Genomic DNA, 17,000 nt, shown 5'->3' with positions numbered 1-17,000 from the left:
GGTCTTTAGTGTCATTTAAACAGAACTGACGCGAATTTTCAATGATATTACAGACTATTACCATGTGGAATCAAATATGTTTTTAATGAAGAAAATCTCCGGACCTCTCTTCATTTTCCGAAATAAACGTCAGCGCGTCCCCTGCCTGACGATTCGATTTTTCATAAGTTGAGACATCTCCGAGGGTGATGATGCCCGCCAGCGTTTTTCCGTTTGTGACCGGAATCCTTCTGATCTGATAATCTCCCATGAGGTCGACTGCTTTTTCAATTGTATCATCTTCACTTAATGTGATAAGCTCTGTTGTCATCACATTTGTCACCTTTTGTGAATTCGGTTTTTTTGCGGCTATTCCGCGCAATACCAAATCCCTGTCTGTTACGATCCCGACGAGTTCAAGATGTTCGTCAAGCACGACCGGAATCGCTCCGACATTTCCGTCTTTCATTTTCACGGCTGCCTCATATACATTGTCGAGAACGGTACAATATAAAATGTCCTTTGTCATGATGTCTTTCACACGCGTCAACAAAAAGACCTCCCTCTTGTCTTTAGACTTTGTTCATATTGTCGTCAAGCCATGCGCGATTCATACTTTTCACAAAAATATTTATATATCGCTCCTGCCAGGATTGAAAGTTTAACGCTTTCATACTATGATTGTCAGTAAAGGTAATTTTTTAAAAAGGGGGCTTTAAGGGATGAAATTTGAAGAATCCGGTATTGAAGGGCTGACTGCTGATCTTAATCGACTGGACGATATCATGGAAAATGAGGGGTTTGTCAGGGCCGGCCAATGGGATTATGAACGGGTGACCTATGACCGCAAATTTGACATGGTGGAAGGAAGATATTATCTGCGGGTTTTCGGATATGCGATTGAAGGCGATGTCGGCGCAAAACGCGCAGTGATTAAGCTGATGACGCCGCTTTTAGGAAAATATTATTATCCGCATGGGGTTGAATACGGAGAAAATGAGCATTTTCCAAAGCAGCTGCTTCAAACAAGCCGCTCTGTTTTAAAAGCCGTCAAGGAAAAAGTTTCCGCGCTCGAAGTGTAACAAGCCTTACATAAAAAGGGTACAGCCGGTTAGGGGCTGTACCCTTTTTCATCTCAATGGACCGTTGATGGAGAGTAATCTTCCAATTCTTCTTCATCCTTTGCCCTTTCCTTTTTAGCCCAGCTGAAGAAGACGATCGCCAAAAATGTTCCATACACAATTTCCTGGATAATTTTCATCACGATTGCTCCGAGCTGCTGATCTTCCAAAACCGGCATGCTGCTGAACATTTCCGGACCTGTGAGAGACATGCCGCTCAGCATATCAAGAGGTACACACAATTTCATCGCTTCCACCCAAGCGGATGGATCAGAGTATGTCGCATACAGAGGCGTACCGCTGAACATAATCAAAGCACAGGCAGGTGTGAGCAATATTCCGTCAGCCATAATGTAACCCATTTTCAAAAGTCCGTTCATTTGCGGAAGCCCCTCGATCCGATGAATCAGCGGCCACCACATGAAAAACCCGGCAATAAAAAGCAAAACCGTTACCGCCGCATGGTAAACAGCATCTGTCTTAATAAAATCAAACACAAGCGGAACATGATACATCGAAAATAAGCCGTTAAACACGATAATGGCAATCAAAGGCTTTGTCAAAAACCGAAAGAGCGGTTTAACAACCGGCCGAAAAATGAATTTCTTCCATAACCATGCCGGCACCCCAAGGATGATGAGCGGCGGCACCACCAAGTATAAAATCGCCATCTGTGCCATATGTGCGCTGAACATGATATGTCCAAGCAAATCAAGCGGACTGCCTTTTGACATATAGACAAGAACCATGGCGGACAGAAACAAACTGATTTCTTTTCTTGAAGCCCGTTCGTTTTCAGATCCTAAACGAGTGACCAGAAAAAAATAAAGAGCCGTGACGACAAGGACAGCCCCTAGGAAATAGGGGCTCCAAAGCGCACGAAAACCGAAGATCTCAAGGCTGCCCATCGTGAGCATCCTCCTTTCTGAATTACAACCAGATCAGCGTCATAAAGGCCAAAACGGTAACAAACGCGACCAAAACTCCTGAATAGAGGAATAAAGAAGGCGCTTCATGCCCCCGCTGACTCATATGCATAAAATAATAGAGCTGAAACGCAACCTGAATGATCGCCAGCAGCAAAATGAACGGAACCGTAAACCATATGCCGGCATCTGAAGCCACCGTCAAAAAAGCGACAATGGTCAGACCGATCATCAAACCAAAAGAAATGAGCTGGTATTTCATGTCCTCCGCGTTTTTCTTTCTGCGGTAAGCAAGATCTGTTTTGGGGTTTCCTCTGTTTTCATTATTCACCATTCTATCCCACCATCCCCATCAAGTATACAACGGTAAAGATAAACACCCAGACAACGTCGATAAAGTGCCAGTAAAGACTCGCAACAAAAAATTTCGGGGCGTTGTACAGGCTCAAGCCGCGTCCCATGTTGCGGATCATCAATGTGATGATCCAGAGAAGCCCGAAGGTAACGTGTGCTCCGTGTGTACCGACGAGCGTGTAAAAAGCCGATCCGAGAGCGGAGCTTGTAATGGTAAAGTCATATTCGTGCACGTAATGGTTGAATTCGTAAATCTCCAGTGCAAGGAAGCCGGCGCCGAGCAAAACGGTAATTCCCAGCCAGATCTGCATCTTTTTAAAAGCGAAGTTCTTCATGTGATGCATCGCATAAACGCTCGTCAAACTGCTTGTGAGCAGGAGCATCGTCGCCGCAAACACAAGGCTGATGTCGAACATGTCGCTCGTTTTCGGCCCGCCTGCATTTGACCCTTTTAGCGCGAGATAAGTCGCGAAGAGAGACGCGAACAGTACGGTCTCTCCTCCGAGAAATAGCCAAAATCCGATAAACTTATTTTTTCCTTCTAAAGTTGCTTTTTCAGGAGAAGCCGGGAAGGTTTCAGCCGTTAATTTCTCTTCTGTATGCATTATGCCTTCACCCCTTTGTCATCGTCATCCATCAGATCTTCTTTATGAATATGGTATCCGTGATCATCAATCACAGATCTCAGGAGCATCGACAGGAATGTGATTCCCAGCCCGATCAGGATGACAGGCAGCCCCCAGGCAAACTCCGTCCGATACATAAAGCCAAACGCCGAAACAAACAGCCCAAAGGACATAATGAGAGGAAGAATCGAGCCGTTCGGCATATGAACATCCTGAAGAGGCTCGGCAGCCGTCATCGTTTGCTTGCCGGCTCTTTTCTCAATCCATAAAGCATCAAGACCCCTGACAAGCGGCAGCTGCTTAAAGTTGTATTCCGGAGGCGGAGATGAAACGGCCCATTCGAGCGTTCTTCCGTCTCCCCAAGGGTCGCTTCCGACTTTCTTCCCTTTGGCTGCCGTCACTATGATATTGAACACCAGTATAATGACAGCGGCCGCCATAAACAATGCCCCAATTGAGCTGACCAGGTTCGCCGCGTCAAGGCCCTGATTCGGCAAGTACGTGAATACGCGTCTCGGCATCCCCCACAATCCAAGCCAATGCTGGATGAAGAATGTCAGGTGGAAGCCGATGAAAAAGAGCACAAAAGTAATTTTCCCTAAAGATTCGCTGAGCATTTTGCCGAACATTTTCGGCCACCAGTAATGGGCGCCTGCCAACAGGGCCAAAACGACACCGCCAATGATGACGTAATGGAAATGGGCAACGACAAAGTACGTATCATGGAATTGATAGTCGGCAGGTGCAGCGGCCAGCATAACCCCTGTCACCCCGCCCATGACAAAAGACGGAATAAACGATACCGCATAAAGCATCGGTGTCGTGAACTTAATGCTTCCGCCCCAGGCCGTCAAAAGCCAGTTGAAGACTTTGATCCCCGTCGGAACGGCGATGGCCATCGTTGCCACTGCAAATATCGCGTTTGCCACAGGTCCGAGGCCTGTCGTAAACATGTGGTGAGCCCATACCATGAAGCCTAAAAAGCCGATCAGCACGGTCGCAAAAACCATAGATGAATAGCCAAACAGCCTTTTTCTGGAGAAAACCGGTATGATCTCTGAAAAGATTCCGAACGACGGCAAAATGAGAATATAAACTTCAGGATGACCGAAAATCCAAAACAGATGTTCCCAAATGATCGTATTACCGCCTAATTCAGGATTAAAAAAGCTTGTGCCGAACAATCTGTCAAACATCAATAGCGCAATTCCGACCGTTAAAGGAGGAAAAGCGAACAGAATGAGTGCGGAAGCCACAAACGTCGTCCATGTGAAAAGCGGCAGTCTCATATAGGTCATTCCCGGCGCCCTCATGTTAATGATCGTCGCCAAAAAGTTGATCCCCGCAATCAGTGTACCGATCCCCGATATTTGCAGACCGAGCACAAAGAAGTCAATCCCGTGCCCTTCCGAATTAAGAGAAAGCGAAGCATAAGACGTCCAGCCGGCATCGGGCGCCCCTCCCAGAAACCAGCTTAAGTTCAGGAAAATGCCGCCAAAAAAGAACAGCCAGAACCCAAGTGAATTCAAGAATGGAAATGCGACATCACGCGCTCCGATCTGCAGCGGAACAACGGCGTTCATCAAGGCAAACAGAAGCGGCATGGCCGCCAGGAAAATCATCGTTGTGCCGTGCATTGTCATAATCTCATTATAGACGCCGGCGCTTACGATATCGTTCTGCGGGAACATCAGCTGAATCCGGATCAGCATCGCTTCAATGCCTCCGAGGATAAAGAAAAACCCGCCGGCAACTAAATAAAGTATGGCAATCTTTTTATGATCGACAGTTGTTAAGTAATCCCATAATACAGCCCCAAAACCTTGCTTTTGTTTAAGCGTACTCACAATGTAACCTCCCTCATTCTCCCTTTGAAGCGTTAGTCTTCGGTTTTTAACCCCTTCAAGTATTCAGTCAGTGCATCGAGTTCCCTGTCGTTTAAATCAGGGTATGTTCCGGTCATTTTGTTGCCCGGCTTGATGCTTTCAGGGTCCTTGAGCCATGCTCTCAGGTTTTCATCGTTAAACTCCTTGACACCGGCTATTTTGGACCTTTCTCCAAAGGTCGCGAGATTCGGTGCGGTTCTAGCCGCTTCAGCCCTTTGGTCTTTCGTATCTGTCGCATGACAGCTCAGGCAGTTTTTCTGTTTGAAAACCTTTTCACCTTCGATAGCAAGGTCTGTTGTCGGCTTTGCATCATAGTTTTCCATTTTGCTCATCCACTTTTTGAAATCATCCTTCGAAACCGCTTTAACCTTAAAGTCCATCAAAGCGTGTGAAGGTCCGCAAAGCTCGGCGCACTTGCCGTAAAAATATTCCCCCGCCTTTTTGGCCCGTTCCGAATCGAACGTTAAATAAAATTCGTTTTCATTTTCAGTATTCGTATCAACTTTTCCGCCAACGGCAGGAACCCAGAATGAATGCTTGACATCGGAAGCCTTCAGTTTGAAATAAACCCGTTCATCTGTCGGCACAACCAGCTCCTGGCTTGTCACAACACCGTAGTCCGGATACTCAAATTCCCACCAGTACAGGTTTGCCCGGACATTGACGACCAGCGCTTTTTCCGGGTCTCTGTTTTTCTTATTCATCGGCTTCGTATCAGCTAAATCAAATGTTTGCGCGACAACAGGTACGACAAGGATGAGAAGAAGAAGAATCGGAATAACAGTCCATAAAATTTCTAAATTTCGGTTTCCTTCAACCTGTTTCGGAATGTGGTCTTCACCTAGACGAGACCTTCTGTATTTGACGATGACAAACACGAAGATGAAGCTTACCACGACAACGACAACCACCATGATCAGCGTGCTGAGAACCATCAGGTCATATTGCTTATCCGCCACTTCCCCAGCGGGCGTCAGCGTAGATAAAAACGGTTCTCCACACCCTGTTAAAACGAGCGTCAAAACAGCGAACAGCGAAATCAGACGCCACTTTTTAAACATTCAACCCAACCCCTTTTCAATCAATCCTTTTGGAACTTCCTGCTTAAGCTTTTATAGGACACTCATTCATCCATCTGACTCTACACTTAAAATAAAGCACTTACATTTCCTCTTTTCTTAAATAATGAGTTTTTTTACTCAAAATACCATCTATGTATGAACGTAAAGCCGCCCATATAACATAATCGAAAAATCGATAAGGCGGCTTTTACATGATTGTTGTCTGCTTGAAGTGTTAAGTGACAGCCTTCAATGTGATGAATATAGAGTTTTACTTTATCCAATTTTAAAAAGTGTAAAAACGACCATGGCCACGAAGAAGATGGTCAAGTAATTTAATGAATATACAAACATGAGTGTTGCCCACTTCATGACATCCTTGCTTCTAAATCCGATAAGGCCGCAAACGAGCCAGCCTATATTTAATACTGTTCCCAGAATGACGATCGGCAAACCTAGTCCGCCCAGGAAAAACGGCAGCGGCATCAAGCAGGCGATCCAAATGATGATTTGCCTTTTTGTGATATCAAAACCGTGTACGACAGGCAGCATCGGAATGTTTGCCGCTCTGTATTCCTCCGTTTTCTTAATCGCAAGCGCGAGAAAGTGGGGAATCTGCCAAATAAACATGATTAAAAACAGCACCCATGCCTCAACACCGATCGTGCCTTGGACAGCGGTCCACCCGATCAGAGGAGGAACGGCTCCCGAAATGCTTCCGACAATCGTATTGATCGTATAGCGGCGCTTCGACCACATCGTATAGAGAAAAACATACGTAAAAACACCGACAAATCCTACTAACGCAGCCGTCAATGTGGTCATAAGCAACATGATAAAACCGAGTGCAATCAGCAAAATGCCAAACCATAACGCCTGGGAAGGCTGGATTTTGCCAGTCACAGTCGGCCTTGTTTTCGTCCGCTGCATGAGCTGGTCAATATCGCGGTCATAGTAGTTGTTGATGACGCATGATCCCGCGATAATCAGCGAGGATCCCGCTAAAGTAAACAGCACGGTATCCAGGTTTCCTAAAAAGCTCAGGTTTGATAAATAAAAAGCGAGCCACATACCCGTAAAAGTTGTTATCAGGTTTGAGTAAACAATCCCGACTTTGATAAGGGCGAGGAAATCCTTCCACGCTGTCGTTTCTTCTATTTGTCCATTCATTGCTGTATCAGCTGTAATTCTGGATTCAGCCATAATGTTACCCCCCTTACTCAAACCTTCATCACGTGAAGAGAAGCGGTATATTCATAAAAAACCTACAACTCTATCATACAAGATTACCGGTTGGAAAAAAACAGCCTATTAAATATTAATCGACAAACCGGTTTATATTTGTGAACTTTTTATGACTTTCATTACAGATGAAGGAAATAATGTGAACAAGAGCAGAAAAACATCCTCATTCTAATATAGTTCTATCAAACGACACCAGAATAATCAAGACTTCAAATCCAAGAAAAATGTGAACGCCGTCTATTGCATTTTTGTGAACATTCATGATAATGAATTGCAGAAAGAACACCAATTCGCTTAAACTTGAAGATGGATCATTATTTTAATTAGTCAGTTTGTATTAAAAGGAGAATTAAATGTATGAATAAAGCATTAAAAGGGTTGGGAATTATTACGACCATCGCCATGCTCTTCGTGCTGATCGGCGGCGCCCTCGTCACGAAGACGGGATCCGGAATGGGATGCGGCAGGTCATGGCCGCTGTGCAACGGAAGCATATTTCCCGCCCTCAATCTGGAATCGATCATCGAATGGAGCCACAGGTTTGTCAGCGGAACATCCGGGATACTCGTGCTCGCTCTCGCCATTTGGTCCTGGAGAAAAATCGGCCATGTCAAGGAAACAAAATTTCTCGCGGTTATGTCGGTTGTCTTTCTTATTCTTCAGGCGCTGTTGGGAGCTGCCGCCGTCGTATTCGGATCCTCGGCATTAATCATGGCTCTGCACTTCGGGATTTCGCTCATTTCCTTCGCATCGGTTCTGCTTCTGACATTTCTCATTTTCGAAGCAGACAAAAGCGAAAAAGCCGAGTCTTTTTATATAGGAAAAACCATGCAGTTTCATATGATAGGAACCATTATATACACATATCTCGTTGTTTATACAGGAGCCTATGTCCGCCACACGACATCGAGCCTTGCCTGCCTTGACTTTCCGATGTGCAGCACGGCGAACGGCTGGTTTCCGTCGACCTTTCATGAATGGGTGCAGATGGGCCACAGAGCGGCAGCACTCCTTCTTTTCGCATGGATTGTCGTCGCCATGATCCACGCTGTCAGACATTATCACAATCAGAAGCGGATATTCTGGGGCTGGATCGCATCTCTGATCCTGATCACACTTCAGGCGGTGTCAGGCATTTTGGTCGTCATGACCCGGTTGGATCTGAGTTTTGCGCTTGCACACGCATTCTTTATTTCAGGTGTGTTCGGCATTTTATGCTATTTCCTGCTGCTCGTTGTCCGCTACCGCCGGCAGGCAAAAACTCAAAAATAAACGCTATGGCCCCTGCTTTCATGCAGGGGTTTTTTGATGAAAAAAGCCGCCGACAAAATGTCAGCGGCCTGAAATATCATATTTTTTTCATTTCAATGAGAAGATCACCGGTTTGAATCGCTTCTCCGTTTGCGACATGGATGCTTTCAACCGTCCCTGTAAACGGAGCCTGGACCGTCGTCTCCATTTTCATCGCTTCATTGATCATCAAATGATCGCCTTTATTGACTTTATCGCCTTTTCCGACAAGAAGCTTAATGACCGTACCCGGCATGGAAGCCGCGATATGGTTCGGGTTTGAACGATCGGCTTTCACCTTTTGGTGAACGGACGATTTAATGCTTTCATCTTTGATGACCACTTCACGAGGCTGTCCGTTCAGTTCAAAGTAGACGACCCTTGTCGCATCGGGACGAGGTTCTCCGATTGAGACAAGCTTCACGATCAGCGTTTTTCCTCGTTCAATTTCGACTTCGATTTCTTCTCCGAGCGTCATGCCGTAGAAAAAGGTCGGTGTATCGAGCACAGAGATGTCCCCGTACAGCTCTGCCGTTTTAACGTACTCCGTAAAGACTTTCGGATAAAGCGCATATGCGACGACATCCTGATCAGTCAGCTCCACACCGTGGTTTTCCAAGAACTCGGCTTTCAAATCAGCGAAAGAAACCGGTTCAAGCAGCTCTCCGGGGCGGACGGTAATCGGCTCCTGCCCTTTTAAAATCAGCTTTTGCAGCTTCTCCGGGAAGCCGCCGTGCGGCTGGCCGAGGTAGCCTTTGAAAAGCTCGACGACTGAATCCGGAAAATCCAGGGATTCTCCCCGTTCAAAAATATCTTTTTCAGTCAGTTTATTTTGTACCATATATAGCGCCATATCGCCAACCACTTTGGAAGACGGCGTAACTTTTACGATATCTCCAAACAGATGATTGACCCGGCTGTACATATCTTTTACTTCATTCCAGCGGTCGCCGAGGCCGACTCCTTTAGCCTGCTGCTGAAGGTTGCTGTACTGTCCGCCAGGCATTTCATGTTTATAAATTTCGGTATGAGGTGCGTTCATTCCGCTCTCAAACTCATTGTAATACTTTCTTACAGACTCCCAATATTGGGACAAAGACTCGACTGCATCGACATTTAAACGCGGACGGCGCTCATCGCCTTCAAGCGCGTGATAAAGCGAGCTTGCACTTGGCTGTGACGTTAATCCGGCCATCGAGCTGACCGCTACATCGACGATATCGACGCCAGCTTCAATCGCCTTTGCATACATATAGATTCCGTTTCCGCTCGTGTCATGCGTGTGCAGATGGATCGGGATGTCGATTGTCTCTTTCAATGCGGACACCAGTTCATAAGCCGCCTGAGGCCTCAATAGTCCGGCCATGTCTTTAATGCCGAGAATATGGGCTCCGGCCGCTTCAAGCTCTTTGGCCAGCGAAGTGTAATAGTCAAGGTTATACTTTGTTCTGTTCGGATCAAGGATGTCACCCGTGTAACAGATTGCCGCTTCAGCGAGCTTACCTGAATCGCGCACCGCGTCTATCGCAAGCGTCATGCCTTTCACCCAGTTCAGACTGTCAAAAATACGGAATACATCGATTCCGGCTGCCGCCGATTCGCTGACGAACTTTTTAATCAGATTGTCCGGGTAGTTTTTATAGCCGACAGCGTTTGATGACCTCAGGAGCATTTGAAACATCGTGTTCGGAATCTCTTTCCGCAGCTCCTCAAGCCTTTTCCAAGGGTCTTCTTTTAAGAAACGGTATGCCACGTCAAACGTAGCCCCGCCCCACATTTCGAGGCTGAACAGTTCAGGCCAGACCGCTGCTGTCGGATTGGCGATTTTCTTCAGATCATTCGTCCTCACCCTTGTGGCGAGCAATGACTGGTGGGCATCGCGGAATGTCGTATCGGTAAGAAGCACTTCTTTTTGCTCCTGAACCCATTTGACAAGACCTTCAGCTCCCCGCTCGTCAAGGATCTGTTTTGTTCCGGAGGCAATCGGCTGATCGACATCCGTTTTGATGATCTGCGGCTTGTCAAATTCAGGCTTCTTCCCTTTATCGATTCCAGGAAAGCCGTTTACCGTGACATTGCCGATGTACGTCAGCATTTTGGTGCCGCGGTCTTTTTGTTTCGGAAACACAAAAAGCTCTGGCGTTGTATCGATAAAGGATGTATCGTATTGTCCGGTCAAGAATTTTTCATGTTTGGCGACATTTTCGAGAAACGGAATGTTGGTCTTAATGCCTCTAATCCGGAATTCCTGAAGATTTCGCACCATTTTAGCCGCGGCCTGTTCGAACGTCAGCGCCCATGTTGACAGCTTCACGAGCAGTGAATCGTAGTAAGGCGTAATCACGGCCCCCTGGAAACTGTTCCCCGTATCAAGGCGAACCCCGAATCCCCCTCCGGAGCGGTAAGCCATAATTTTTCCGGTATCAGGCATGAAGTTGTTTGACGGATCTTCTGTCGTGACCCTCGACTGGATCGCATATCCGTGGAGCGTGATGGCATCCTGGTTCGGAATGCTGATCTCACTGCTTTTCAGACTGAATCCCGCGGCTATCAGAATCTGTGTCTGCACGATATCAACACCTGTCACCATTTCCGTGATGGTATGTTCAACCTGAACGCGCGGATTGACTTCAATAAAGAAAAATTCATCGTTTGCAACTAAAAATTCGACCGTTCCGGCATTGATATAATTGACGTTTTTCGCAAGCTTGACGGCGGCTTCGCAAATTTCTTCCCTGAGTGAATCGGAAAGTGAAACGCTCGGCGCTATTTCAATGACCTTTTGATGACGCCTTTGCACAGAGCAGTCCCGATCATATAAGTGCACCACATGGCCTTCTTTGTCTCCGATCACCTGAACTTCGATATGCTTCGGCTTTTCGATCAGCTTTTCAACATAGACTTCATCATTTCCAAAAGCGGCTTTCGCCTCTGATTTCGCACGGTTATAGGATTCCTGAAGCTCAGACTCTTCTCTGACAATCCGCATGCCGCGGCCTCCGCCGCCAAGGGACGCTTTAATAATGAACGGATAGCCGTATTCTTCGGCAAAGCGTTTGACATCCTCTATTCCCGCTACAGGTCCGTCGCTTCCCGGTATGACAGGGATTCCGGCTTTTTCAGCCTGCTCGCGGGCTTTGACTTTGTCTCCGAACATATCCAAGTGCTTTGAAGTCGGTCCGATAAAAATGATCCCTTCTTCTTCACAGCGCCTGGCAAACTGTATGTTTTCAGATAGAAAGCCGTATCCGGGATGGATGGCGTCAACATGGTTGCGCTTGGCAATCTCAATGATCCCTTCAATATCGAGATACGCATCGATCGGTTTTTTCCCTTCGCCGATCAAATATGCTTCATCCGCTTTATATCTGTGATATGACCCGCTGTCTTCTTTAGAATAGACCGCAACCGTGCGGATATTCAGTTCTGTACATGCGCGAAAAACGCGGATGGCGATTTCCCCTCTGTTCGCGACAAGTACTTTTTGTATAGACTGCTGTGACATGTCGTTCCCCCTTATCCGCTTGTTTTAAGTATGTATCTATTCTAAATGAATCCAGCATCACTGTACACGCTTAGTTTTTTAAAAATTTATACTTTTTTTATATTGATTTTCTTTCGTTTTTGTAGTATTAACAGGCTGTTTTCGTTTGTACCGGTCAAAATAGTCGTTGAACATGCTGATATTGACCAATATCCCCGCGCTTGCCATGAGGACAACAAGAGATGAACCTCCATAGCTGATGAATGGAAGCGTTACACCTGTCAAAGGAATCAGGCCGGAGATGCCGCCCAAGTTGATAAATGACTGAATGGCGATCATGCTCGATATTCCGATCGCCAGCAGGCTGCCGAACGGATCATCGCATTTCCTGGCAATATAAAAGCCTTTCAGGACGATGAAGCCGAGCAGCAGCACGACAAACAAGACACCAAAAATCCCGAGCTCCTCGGCGATGATCGCCATAATAAAGTCGGTGTGTGATTCAGGCAAATATCCATACTTTTGCACACTCTCGCCGAGACCGAGGCCAAACAGCCCTCCGGAACCGATCGCAAGGTAGGAATTTACGACCTGAAACCCTGAGCCTTTTGAATCTAAGAACGGGTTTTGGTAGCTTTCAAACCGGTTCATCCGCCCTTCCGTTAAAATGTCATCCAGATTTAAAAGAATCAGCGGACTGACCAGCACAAGAACAATACCTGTCAATAGGACGAGCTTAAGCAATGTTTTTCCGCTGAATCCCGAACACAGAATGATGCACAAAGCGATCAGTGCGATGATGGAAGCCGTCCCGAAATCGGGCTGAACGGCAACCAAAGCGCAAATGACGAGCGTGATGATCGCAGGGGGGGCGATTCCCGCTCCCAAGTTGTCAATATAGCTTTGTTTTTTGGCATAGACGGAAGAAAGATACAAGATGACGGTCAGCTTGACAAACTCCCCCGGCTGGATCCCGTAATCGGAAATCCTGAACCAGCTCTGGGCATTCCCGGCCACATGACCGACAACAAACAGCCCGAACAAGGCGATGACGGAAACAAGCAGTAACATCTTTTGGAATTTTTGATTGGCGAACGCCTTATACGGAAATATGGCCGCGAACAAAAAGATGACCGTTGCGAACGCCAGGAACATGAGCTGCCTGTCAAAAAAGAAATCGCTGTCCTTTCCATATCTTGTTACCGCTGTGATCATGCTTGAGCTGTATACCATGACGAGGCCGAAACCGCAGAGAAGGAATACAGCAAAGATTAGTGAATAATCATAGGATTTGAGCATTCTTTTTAACATATTATCCTCTTCCTTACTTGCCTTTCAAAATAGTTGTGATGGCTCCTTCGTTATTTTACTACACTTTCTTAAAAAGAACGAAGGATACCCTTTTATTAAAACTTCGAGCTTCCCGGAAAAGAAAAGTCCGTCTTTTTCGAATTAAAGCTTTAGTTTTTTTATCGGCTAAGTATGTGTCTTCGTTTATTCGTCATGAACAATGCTCATTCCTCCAAAAAACGTAAAATGAATGCATTGATAGTGCCGAATATAATAAAAAAAGCCTGCCGGCAGTCTGCTTTCACAGACACATCATCGACAAGCTGACTCAGGCTACAGTAGATCCTGAGTATTCATTTATTTTTTTGTAAATGCATCATGCAATGCAGACAATTCTCGCTCCAGCCTGTAAAGCAGTTCTTTTCCCTCTTCTTCGTCTACTAATCCAAGGCGGACAGCAAAGTCAATTTCACGAGAGAGTCCGAACATTTGTGTATCTAAAACCTCTTCATAAAGAGGACATTGAGGCATCGTTAAGTTGTCCATTTGCACTTGAATCAGCTTTAAAATTTTATCCGCATCACGTTTTAACAGGGCAAGTGCTTTTTCACGATGGTCGACTACAATCTCAGACGCCAAAAGTATCCCTCCGTTCCCCAGGCGAGTACCTAATTCTTCTATTTATAATAAAGCCTAAGCGGAAAAAAAGCAAGCTATTTCTGTCGTTTCACTGTATTGTTTCTGAGGCGAAAGCCTCTCAAAAAATGCTTAAGCTGTAATTCGCGGACAGAAGTTCGAGCAGCCGGATTCCGGCAATGCTGTTTCCTTTTTCATCCAAAGCCGGACCGAATATGCCGATGCCAAAGCGGTATGGGGACAGTCCCATGATTCCTCCTGACACACCGCTTTTCGCCGGTATTCCGATTTTTATCGCAAATTCTCCGCTGGCATTGTACATACCGCAAGTCACCATGAATGTTTTGCAGATTCTCGCGATATCTTTCGGAATGATCTGCTTCCCCGTTTCGGGATGCTTGCCGTTCAAGGCAAAGACACAGCCGATTTTCGCCAGGTCAAGGCTGTTCATTTCAATGGCGCATTGCTTTGTATAAACATCCATGACATCTTCGACTTCCGCCTGAAAAATGCCGTGCTCTTTCATATAGTAGCACATCGCCCGATTGACCATCGACGTTCGAAACTCCGATTCTGCGACCTTCTCGCAAATGGTAATGCCCCTGTTGTTGGCAAGCGTTTTGACAAAGCCGAGGAGATGCCCGATTTTTTCGGATGTTGTCGCTCCTTTAATCATGCTTGTCACCACTAATGCACCGGCGTTTATCATCGGATTCAGCGGCTTTCCCGGGTTGACGGTTTCAAGTTTGATGATGGAATTAAACGGGTCACCTGTCGGCTCCTGCCCCACGTAGTGAAACACTTTTTCCGGGCCGTGGTCCATCAGCACAAGAGCGAGGGACAGCACTTTTGATATACTTTGGAGCGTGAATTTTTTTTCTACATCTCCCGCCGATACACACGTCCCGTCAGTAAAATAGACAGCTGCTGACAAATCATCTTCAGATATTTCAGCCAAAGCCGGGATGTAAGATGCCACTTTCCCTTTTTCAGTTACTTTTTTTGCTTCCGCGACAAAATATTCGAGCTCCTCATTATGCCGGCAATTCACGTTCTTTCCCTCCATCCCAGGCGTCTTTTCTTTAGCTTTCCCTGCAATAGGCGCTGTTATGAGAAGTGACAATTCCAAAGAAAGCGCTTATAATTTCTGTGAGGGAGTGGTAGAGAAATGAATATCGTGACGATTACAGGGAAAGTCAAATACCCGATTACACTCGATCCAAGCGTTTGGATTTTTGATGACCGAAAATTCGAGCTGGATCAATTTTTTTCACATCTCGGAGCGGTTCCTGAGGAAACCAGCGACCTGGAGATTGACCGGGAACGCCTGATCAGGGAGGGAGCGGTCTCACCTCCGACATTAAAATCAGAGAAAAAATATGAAAAGGAAAAGCTGCTTGACGGGACATTCGCGATCAAGCTTGAACCGTTTTTAAAAAACGCGGAAGCGTCCGACTCCGCCAGTGAGTGCGTCTTTGTCACAGAAAACGATGAGGTTTCCATCCCGATTAGCGAAGCTTACGAAGCGCTTCTCTGTTTCAGTAAAAAAGGAAAACCTCTGACGGAAGACGGGCCTGTACACGTTTATTTTGCGGACGGATCAAACCGTGCGAATCCGATTAAACATGTCAAAAAAATCCGCATCAACTAATCGAAAAAAACCCCCGCCAATTACCGGTGAACGCAGGGGACAAGCCACAAAAACCTGGACGCTATTCCAGGTTTTTTTCGTTACAGCAAATCAGCCGCAAGCCTTGCCAGTCCGGAACGCTCCCCTTTTAACAGCTTCACATTCCCGGAAATTTTTTGCTCTTTAAAGCGCTCTACAACATAAGCCAAGCCGTTATTCATCGCATCCAGGTACGGATGATCAATTTGTTCGGTATCGCCCATTAAGACGATTTTGCTCCCCTCCCCGACTCTGGTTAAAAGCGTCTTTACCTCATGCTTGGTCAGGTTTTGGGCCTCATCGATGATGATGAACTGATCAGGAATGCTTCTCCCCCGAATATATGTGAGCGCCTCAACTTGAATGGAGCCCATCCCCGCTAAAATATCGTCAAGCTCTCCCGGCTTTTTGGCGTTGAACAAATATTCCAGGTTGTCAAAAATCGGCTGCACCCAAGGCCGAAGCTTTTCTTCTTTTTCCCCCGGGAGATAGCCGATATCCTTTCCGACAGGTACAATCGGCCTTGTGACGACCAGCTTTTTAAAATGGCCCAAGTCCTCCGTCTGCAAAAGACCTGCTGCCAGGGCCAACAGCGTTTTTCCCGTTCCGGCTTTCCCGATGAGCGTCACAAGCGATATGTCTTGTCTTAAAAGAAGCTCAAGCGCCATCGTCTGCTGCACATTCCTCGACCGGATGCCCCAGACCTGTTCCTGATCAAAAATCAGCTTTTTAACGGCTTTTCCGTTTTGATCAACGATGCCGAGCGCAGAGGAAGAACCGCCGAGCGCATCCTTCATGACGACGAACTGATTGGGGCAAAGCGGCTCACGGCTGATCTCTTCAAGGGGCAAGCAGTTGTTTTCATAAAATGCATTCATCTGGTCGGCATTGATAAACAATTCGGTAAATCCGCTGTATATATCATCATGATCAACCACCCTGTCATGCAGAAAGTCTTCGGACAATAAACCGATCGCATCGGCTTTGACGCGGATCAGCATGTCTTTTGAGACAAGGATGACCGGGCGCCCGCCTTCTTTCGTTTCTTCTTCAAGGCTCAGGTTTTTCGCCACGGCCAAAATACGGTTGTCGTTTGTTTTTTCAATGAAAATTTCCTGAAGCTGCTGAAATGAGCGGTGGTTGAGCTCGATTCTGAGGCTTCCTCCGTTTGGAAGAGGCACGTTTTCATACAGCCTTCCTTTTAAACGTAAATCATCTATCAGTTTAGATACGCGCCTTGCATTCCTCCCAATTTCATCCATATAGCGTTTCTTTGAATCGACTTCCTCCAATGCGACAGCGGGGATGACAACCTCATTATCCTCGAAAGAAAAGATTGAATTCGGATCCTGCAATAACACATTCGTATCTAGCACATAAATTTTACTCAATCTTTCGCCTCCTGATCAGGATTTTTAGCCTTTTATTCTTAT

The 17,000-nt window shown here is 46.3% G+C and carries 15 protein-coding genes; 3 read left to right on the top strand and 12 right to left on the bottom strand.

Annotation, left to right across the window (positions count from 1 at the left end):
* Positions 1–82: 82 nt before the first annotated feature.
* Positions 83–529, bottom strand: a complete 447-nt coding sequence (locus M654_RS10435; RefSeq protein WP_026586844.1) for a CBS domain-containing protein — start codon at positions 527–529, stop codon at positions 83–85.
* 172 nt (positions 530–701) lie between these two features.
* On the opposite strand from M654_RS10435, the gene M654_RS10430 reads away from it, so the two are divergent.
* Positions 702–1,061, top strand: a complete 360-nt coding sequence (locus tag M654_RS10430; RefSeq protein WP_026586843.1) for a YugN family protein — start codon at positions 702–704, stop codon at positions 1,059–1,061.
* Positions 1,062–1,114: 53 nt separating this feature from the next.
* Here the strand turns inward: M654_RS10430 and ctaG are convergent, their stop codons facing one another.
* From ctaG to cyoE, 6 genes are all read right to left on the bottom strand, one after another.
* Complete coding sequence (gene ctaG / locus M654_RS10425) at positions 1,115–2,008, bottom strand: cytochrome c oxidase assembly factor CtaG (RefSeq protein WP_026586842.1); 894 nt, start codon at positions 2,006–2,008, stop codon at positions 1,115–1,117.
* Between the two features lie 22 nt (positions 2,009–2,030).
* Positions 2,031–2,360 (bottom strand): cytochrome c oxidase subunit IVB, encoded by a 330-nt coding sequence (gene ctaF / locus M654_RS10420; protein WP_026586841.1) that lies wholly within the window; start codon positions 2,358–2,360, stop codon positions 2,031–2,033.
* Position 2,361: 1 nt separating this feature from the next.
* Positions 2,362–2,985 carry a cytochrome c oxidase subunit III gene (gene ctaE, locus M654_RS10415; protein WP_026586840.1) on the bottom strand — a complete coding sequence of 208 codons (624 nt, stop codon included), beginning with the start codon at positions 2,983–2,985 and terminating at the stop codon, positions 2,362–2,364.
* Entirely contained in the window at positions 2,985–4,853 is a 1,869-nt protein-coding gene (gene ctaD, locus M654_RS10410) for a cytochrome c oxidase subunit I (protein ID WP_077736883.1), read from the bottom strand. The genes ctaE and ctaD overlap by 1 nt, the downstream gene beginning before the upstream one ends.
* A gap of 32 nt (positions 4,854–4,885) precedes the next feature.
* On the bottom strand, positions 4,886–5,953 hold the full coding sequence (gene coxB, locus M654_RS10405; RefSeq protein WP_077736884.1) for a cytochrome c oxidase subunit II: 1,068 nt from the start codon (positions 5,951–5,953) through the stop codon (positions 4,886–4,888).
* 276 nt (positions 5,954–6,229) lie between these two features.
* Positions 6,230–7,156: a heme o synthase gene (cyoE, locus tag M654_RS10400; RefSeq protein WP_077736885.1), complete on the bottom strand. Its 927-nt coding sequence runs from the start codon at positions 7,154–7,156 to the stop codon at positions 6,230–6,232.
* A gap of 399 nt (positions 7,157–7,555) precedes the next feature.
* Between cyoE and M654_RS10395 the strand changes: the two genes are divergently transcribed.
* On the top strand, positions 7,556–8,470 hold the full coding sequence (locus tag M654_RS10395; RefSeq protein ID WP_026586837.1) for a COX15/CtaA family protein: 915 nt from the start codon (positions 7,556–7,558) through the stop codon (positions 8,468–8,470).
* 76 nt (positions 8,471–8,546) lie between these two features.
* On the opposite strand, the gene pyc is transcribed toward M654_RS10395, so the two are convergent.
* The 4 genes from pyc to glsA form a co-directional block, all read right to left on the bottom strand.
* A complete protein-coding gene (gene pyc / locus M654_RS10390) occupies positions 8,547–11,993 on the bottom strand; it encodes a pyruvate carboxylase (RefSeq protein ID WP_026586836.1) in 3,447 nt (1,148 codons plus the stop codon).
* A gap of 78 nt (positions 11,994–12,071) precedes the next feature.
* The gene (locus M654_RS10385; protein ID WP_026586835.1) at positions 12,072–13,283 is read right to left on the bottom strand and encodes an FtsW/RodA/SpoVE family cell cycle protein; all 1,212 of its coding nucleotides are present in this window, start codon (positions 13,281–13,283) and stop codon (positions 12,072–12,074) included.
* Between the two features lie 336 nt (positions 13,284–13,619).
* Positions 13,620–13,901 carry an Fpa/YlaN family protein gene (locus M654_RS10380; RefSeq protein ID WP_003181465.1) on the bottom strand — a complete coding sequence of 94 codons (282 nt, stop codon included), beginning with the start codon at positions 13,899–13,901 and terminating at the stop codon, positions 13,620–13,622.
* A 118-nt stretch (positions 13,902–14,019) separates the two neighbouring features.
* Complete coding sequence (gene glsA / locus M654_RS10375) at positions 14,020–14,949, bottom strand: glutaminase A (RefSeq protein WP_026586834.1); 930 nt, start codon at positions 14,947–14,949, stop codon at positions 14,020–14,022.
* 117 nt (positions 14,950–15,066) lie between these two features.
* Here glsA and M654_RS10370 point away from each other — a divergent pair, with 117 nt between their 5' ends.
* Positions 15,067–15,549, top strand: coding sequence for a hypothetical protein (locus M654_RS10370; RefSeq protein ID WP_026586833.1), 483 nt, complete (start codon positions 15,067–15,069; stop codon positions 15,547–15,549).
* An 80-nt stretch (positions 15,550–15,629) separates the two neighbouring features.
* Here M654_RS10370 and M654_RS10365 read toward each other — a convergent pair whose 3' ends face one another.
* Complete coding sequence (locus M654_RS10365; protein ID WP_026586832.1) at positions 15,630–16,958, bottom strand: PhoH family protein; 1,329 nt, start codon at positions 16,956–16,958, stop codon at positions 15,630–15,632.
* Positions 16,959–17,000 lie beyond the last annotated feature (42 nt).

The organism is Bacillus sp. NSP9.1 (assembly GCF_000465465.2).
Lineage (GTDB): Bacteria > Bacillota > Bacilli > Bacillales > Bacillaceae > Bacillus > Bacillus sonorensis_A.
The sequence above is the reverse complement of the archived record's forward strand: the minus strand, read 5'-3'. Positions and strand labels throughout refer to the sequence as shown.

Bases quoted from the DNA above. Each gene is read 5' to 3' on its own strand.
- ctaE (WP_026586840.1), bottom strand. From the start codon at position 2,985: ATGCATACAGAAGAGAAATTAACGGCTGAAACCTTCCCGGCTTCTCCT.
- M654_RS10430 (WP_026586843.1), top strand. From the start codon at position 702: ATGAAATTTGAAGAATCCGGTATTGAAGGGCTGACTGCTGATCTTAAT.
- coxB (WP_077736884.1), bottom strand. From the start codon at position 5,953: ATGTTTAAAAAGTGGCGTCTGATTTCGCTGTTCGCTGTTTTGACGCTC.
- ctaG (WP_026586842.1), bottom strand. From the start codon at position 2,008: ATGGGCAGCCTTGAGATCTTCGGTTTTCGTGCGCTTTGGAGCCCCTAT.
- cyoE (WP_077736885.1), bottom strand. From the start codon at position 7,156: ATGGCTGAATCCAGAATTACAGCTGATACAGCAATGAATGGACAAATA.
- pyc (WP_026586836.1), bottom strand. From the start codon at position 11,993: ATGTCACAGCAGTCTATACAAAAAGTACTTGTCGCGAACAGAGGGGAA.
- ctaF (WP_026586841.1), bottom strand. From the start codon at position 2,360: ATGGTGAATAATGAAAACAGAGGAAACCCCAAAACAGATCTTGCTTAC.
- M654_RS10395 (WP_026586837.1), top strand. From the start codon at position 7,556: ATGAATAAAGCATTAAAAGGGTTGGGAATTATTACGACCATCGCCATG.
- M654_RS10385 (WP_026586835.1), bottom strand. From the start codon at position 13,283: ATGTTAAAAAGAATGCTCAAATCCTATGATTATTCACTAATCTTTGCT.
- M654_RS10370 (WP_026586833.1), top strand. From the start codon at position 15,067: ATGAATATCGTGACGATTACAGGGAAAGTCAAATACCCGATTACACTC.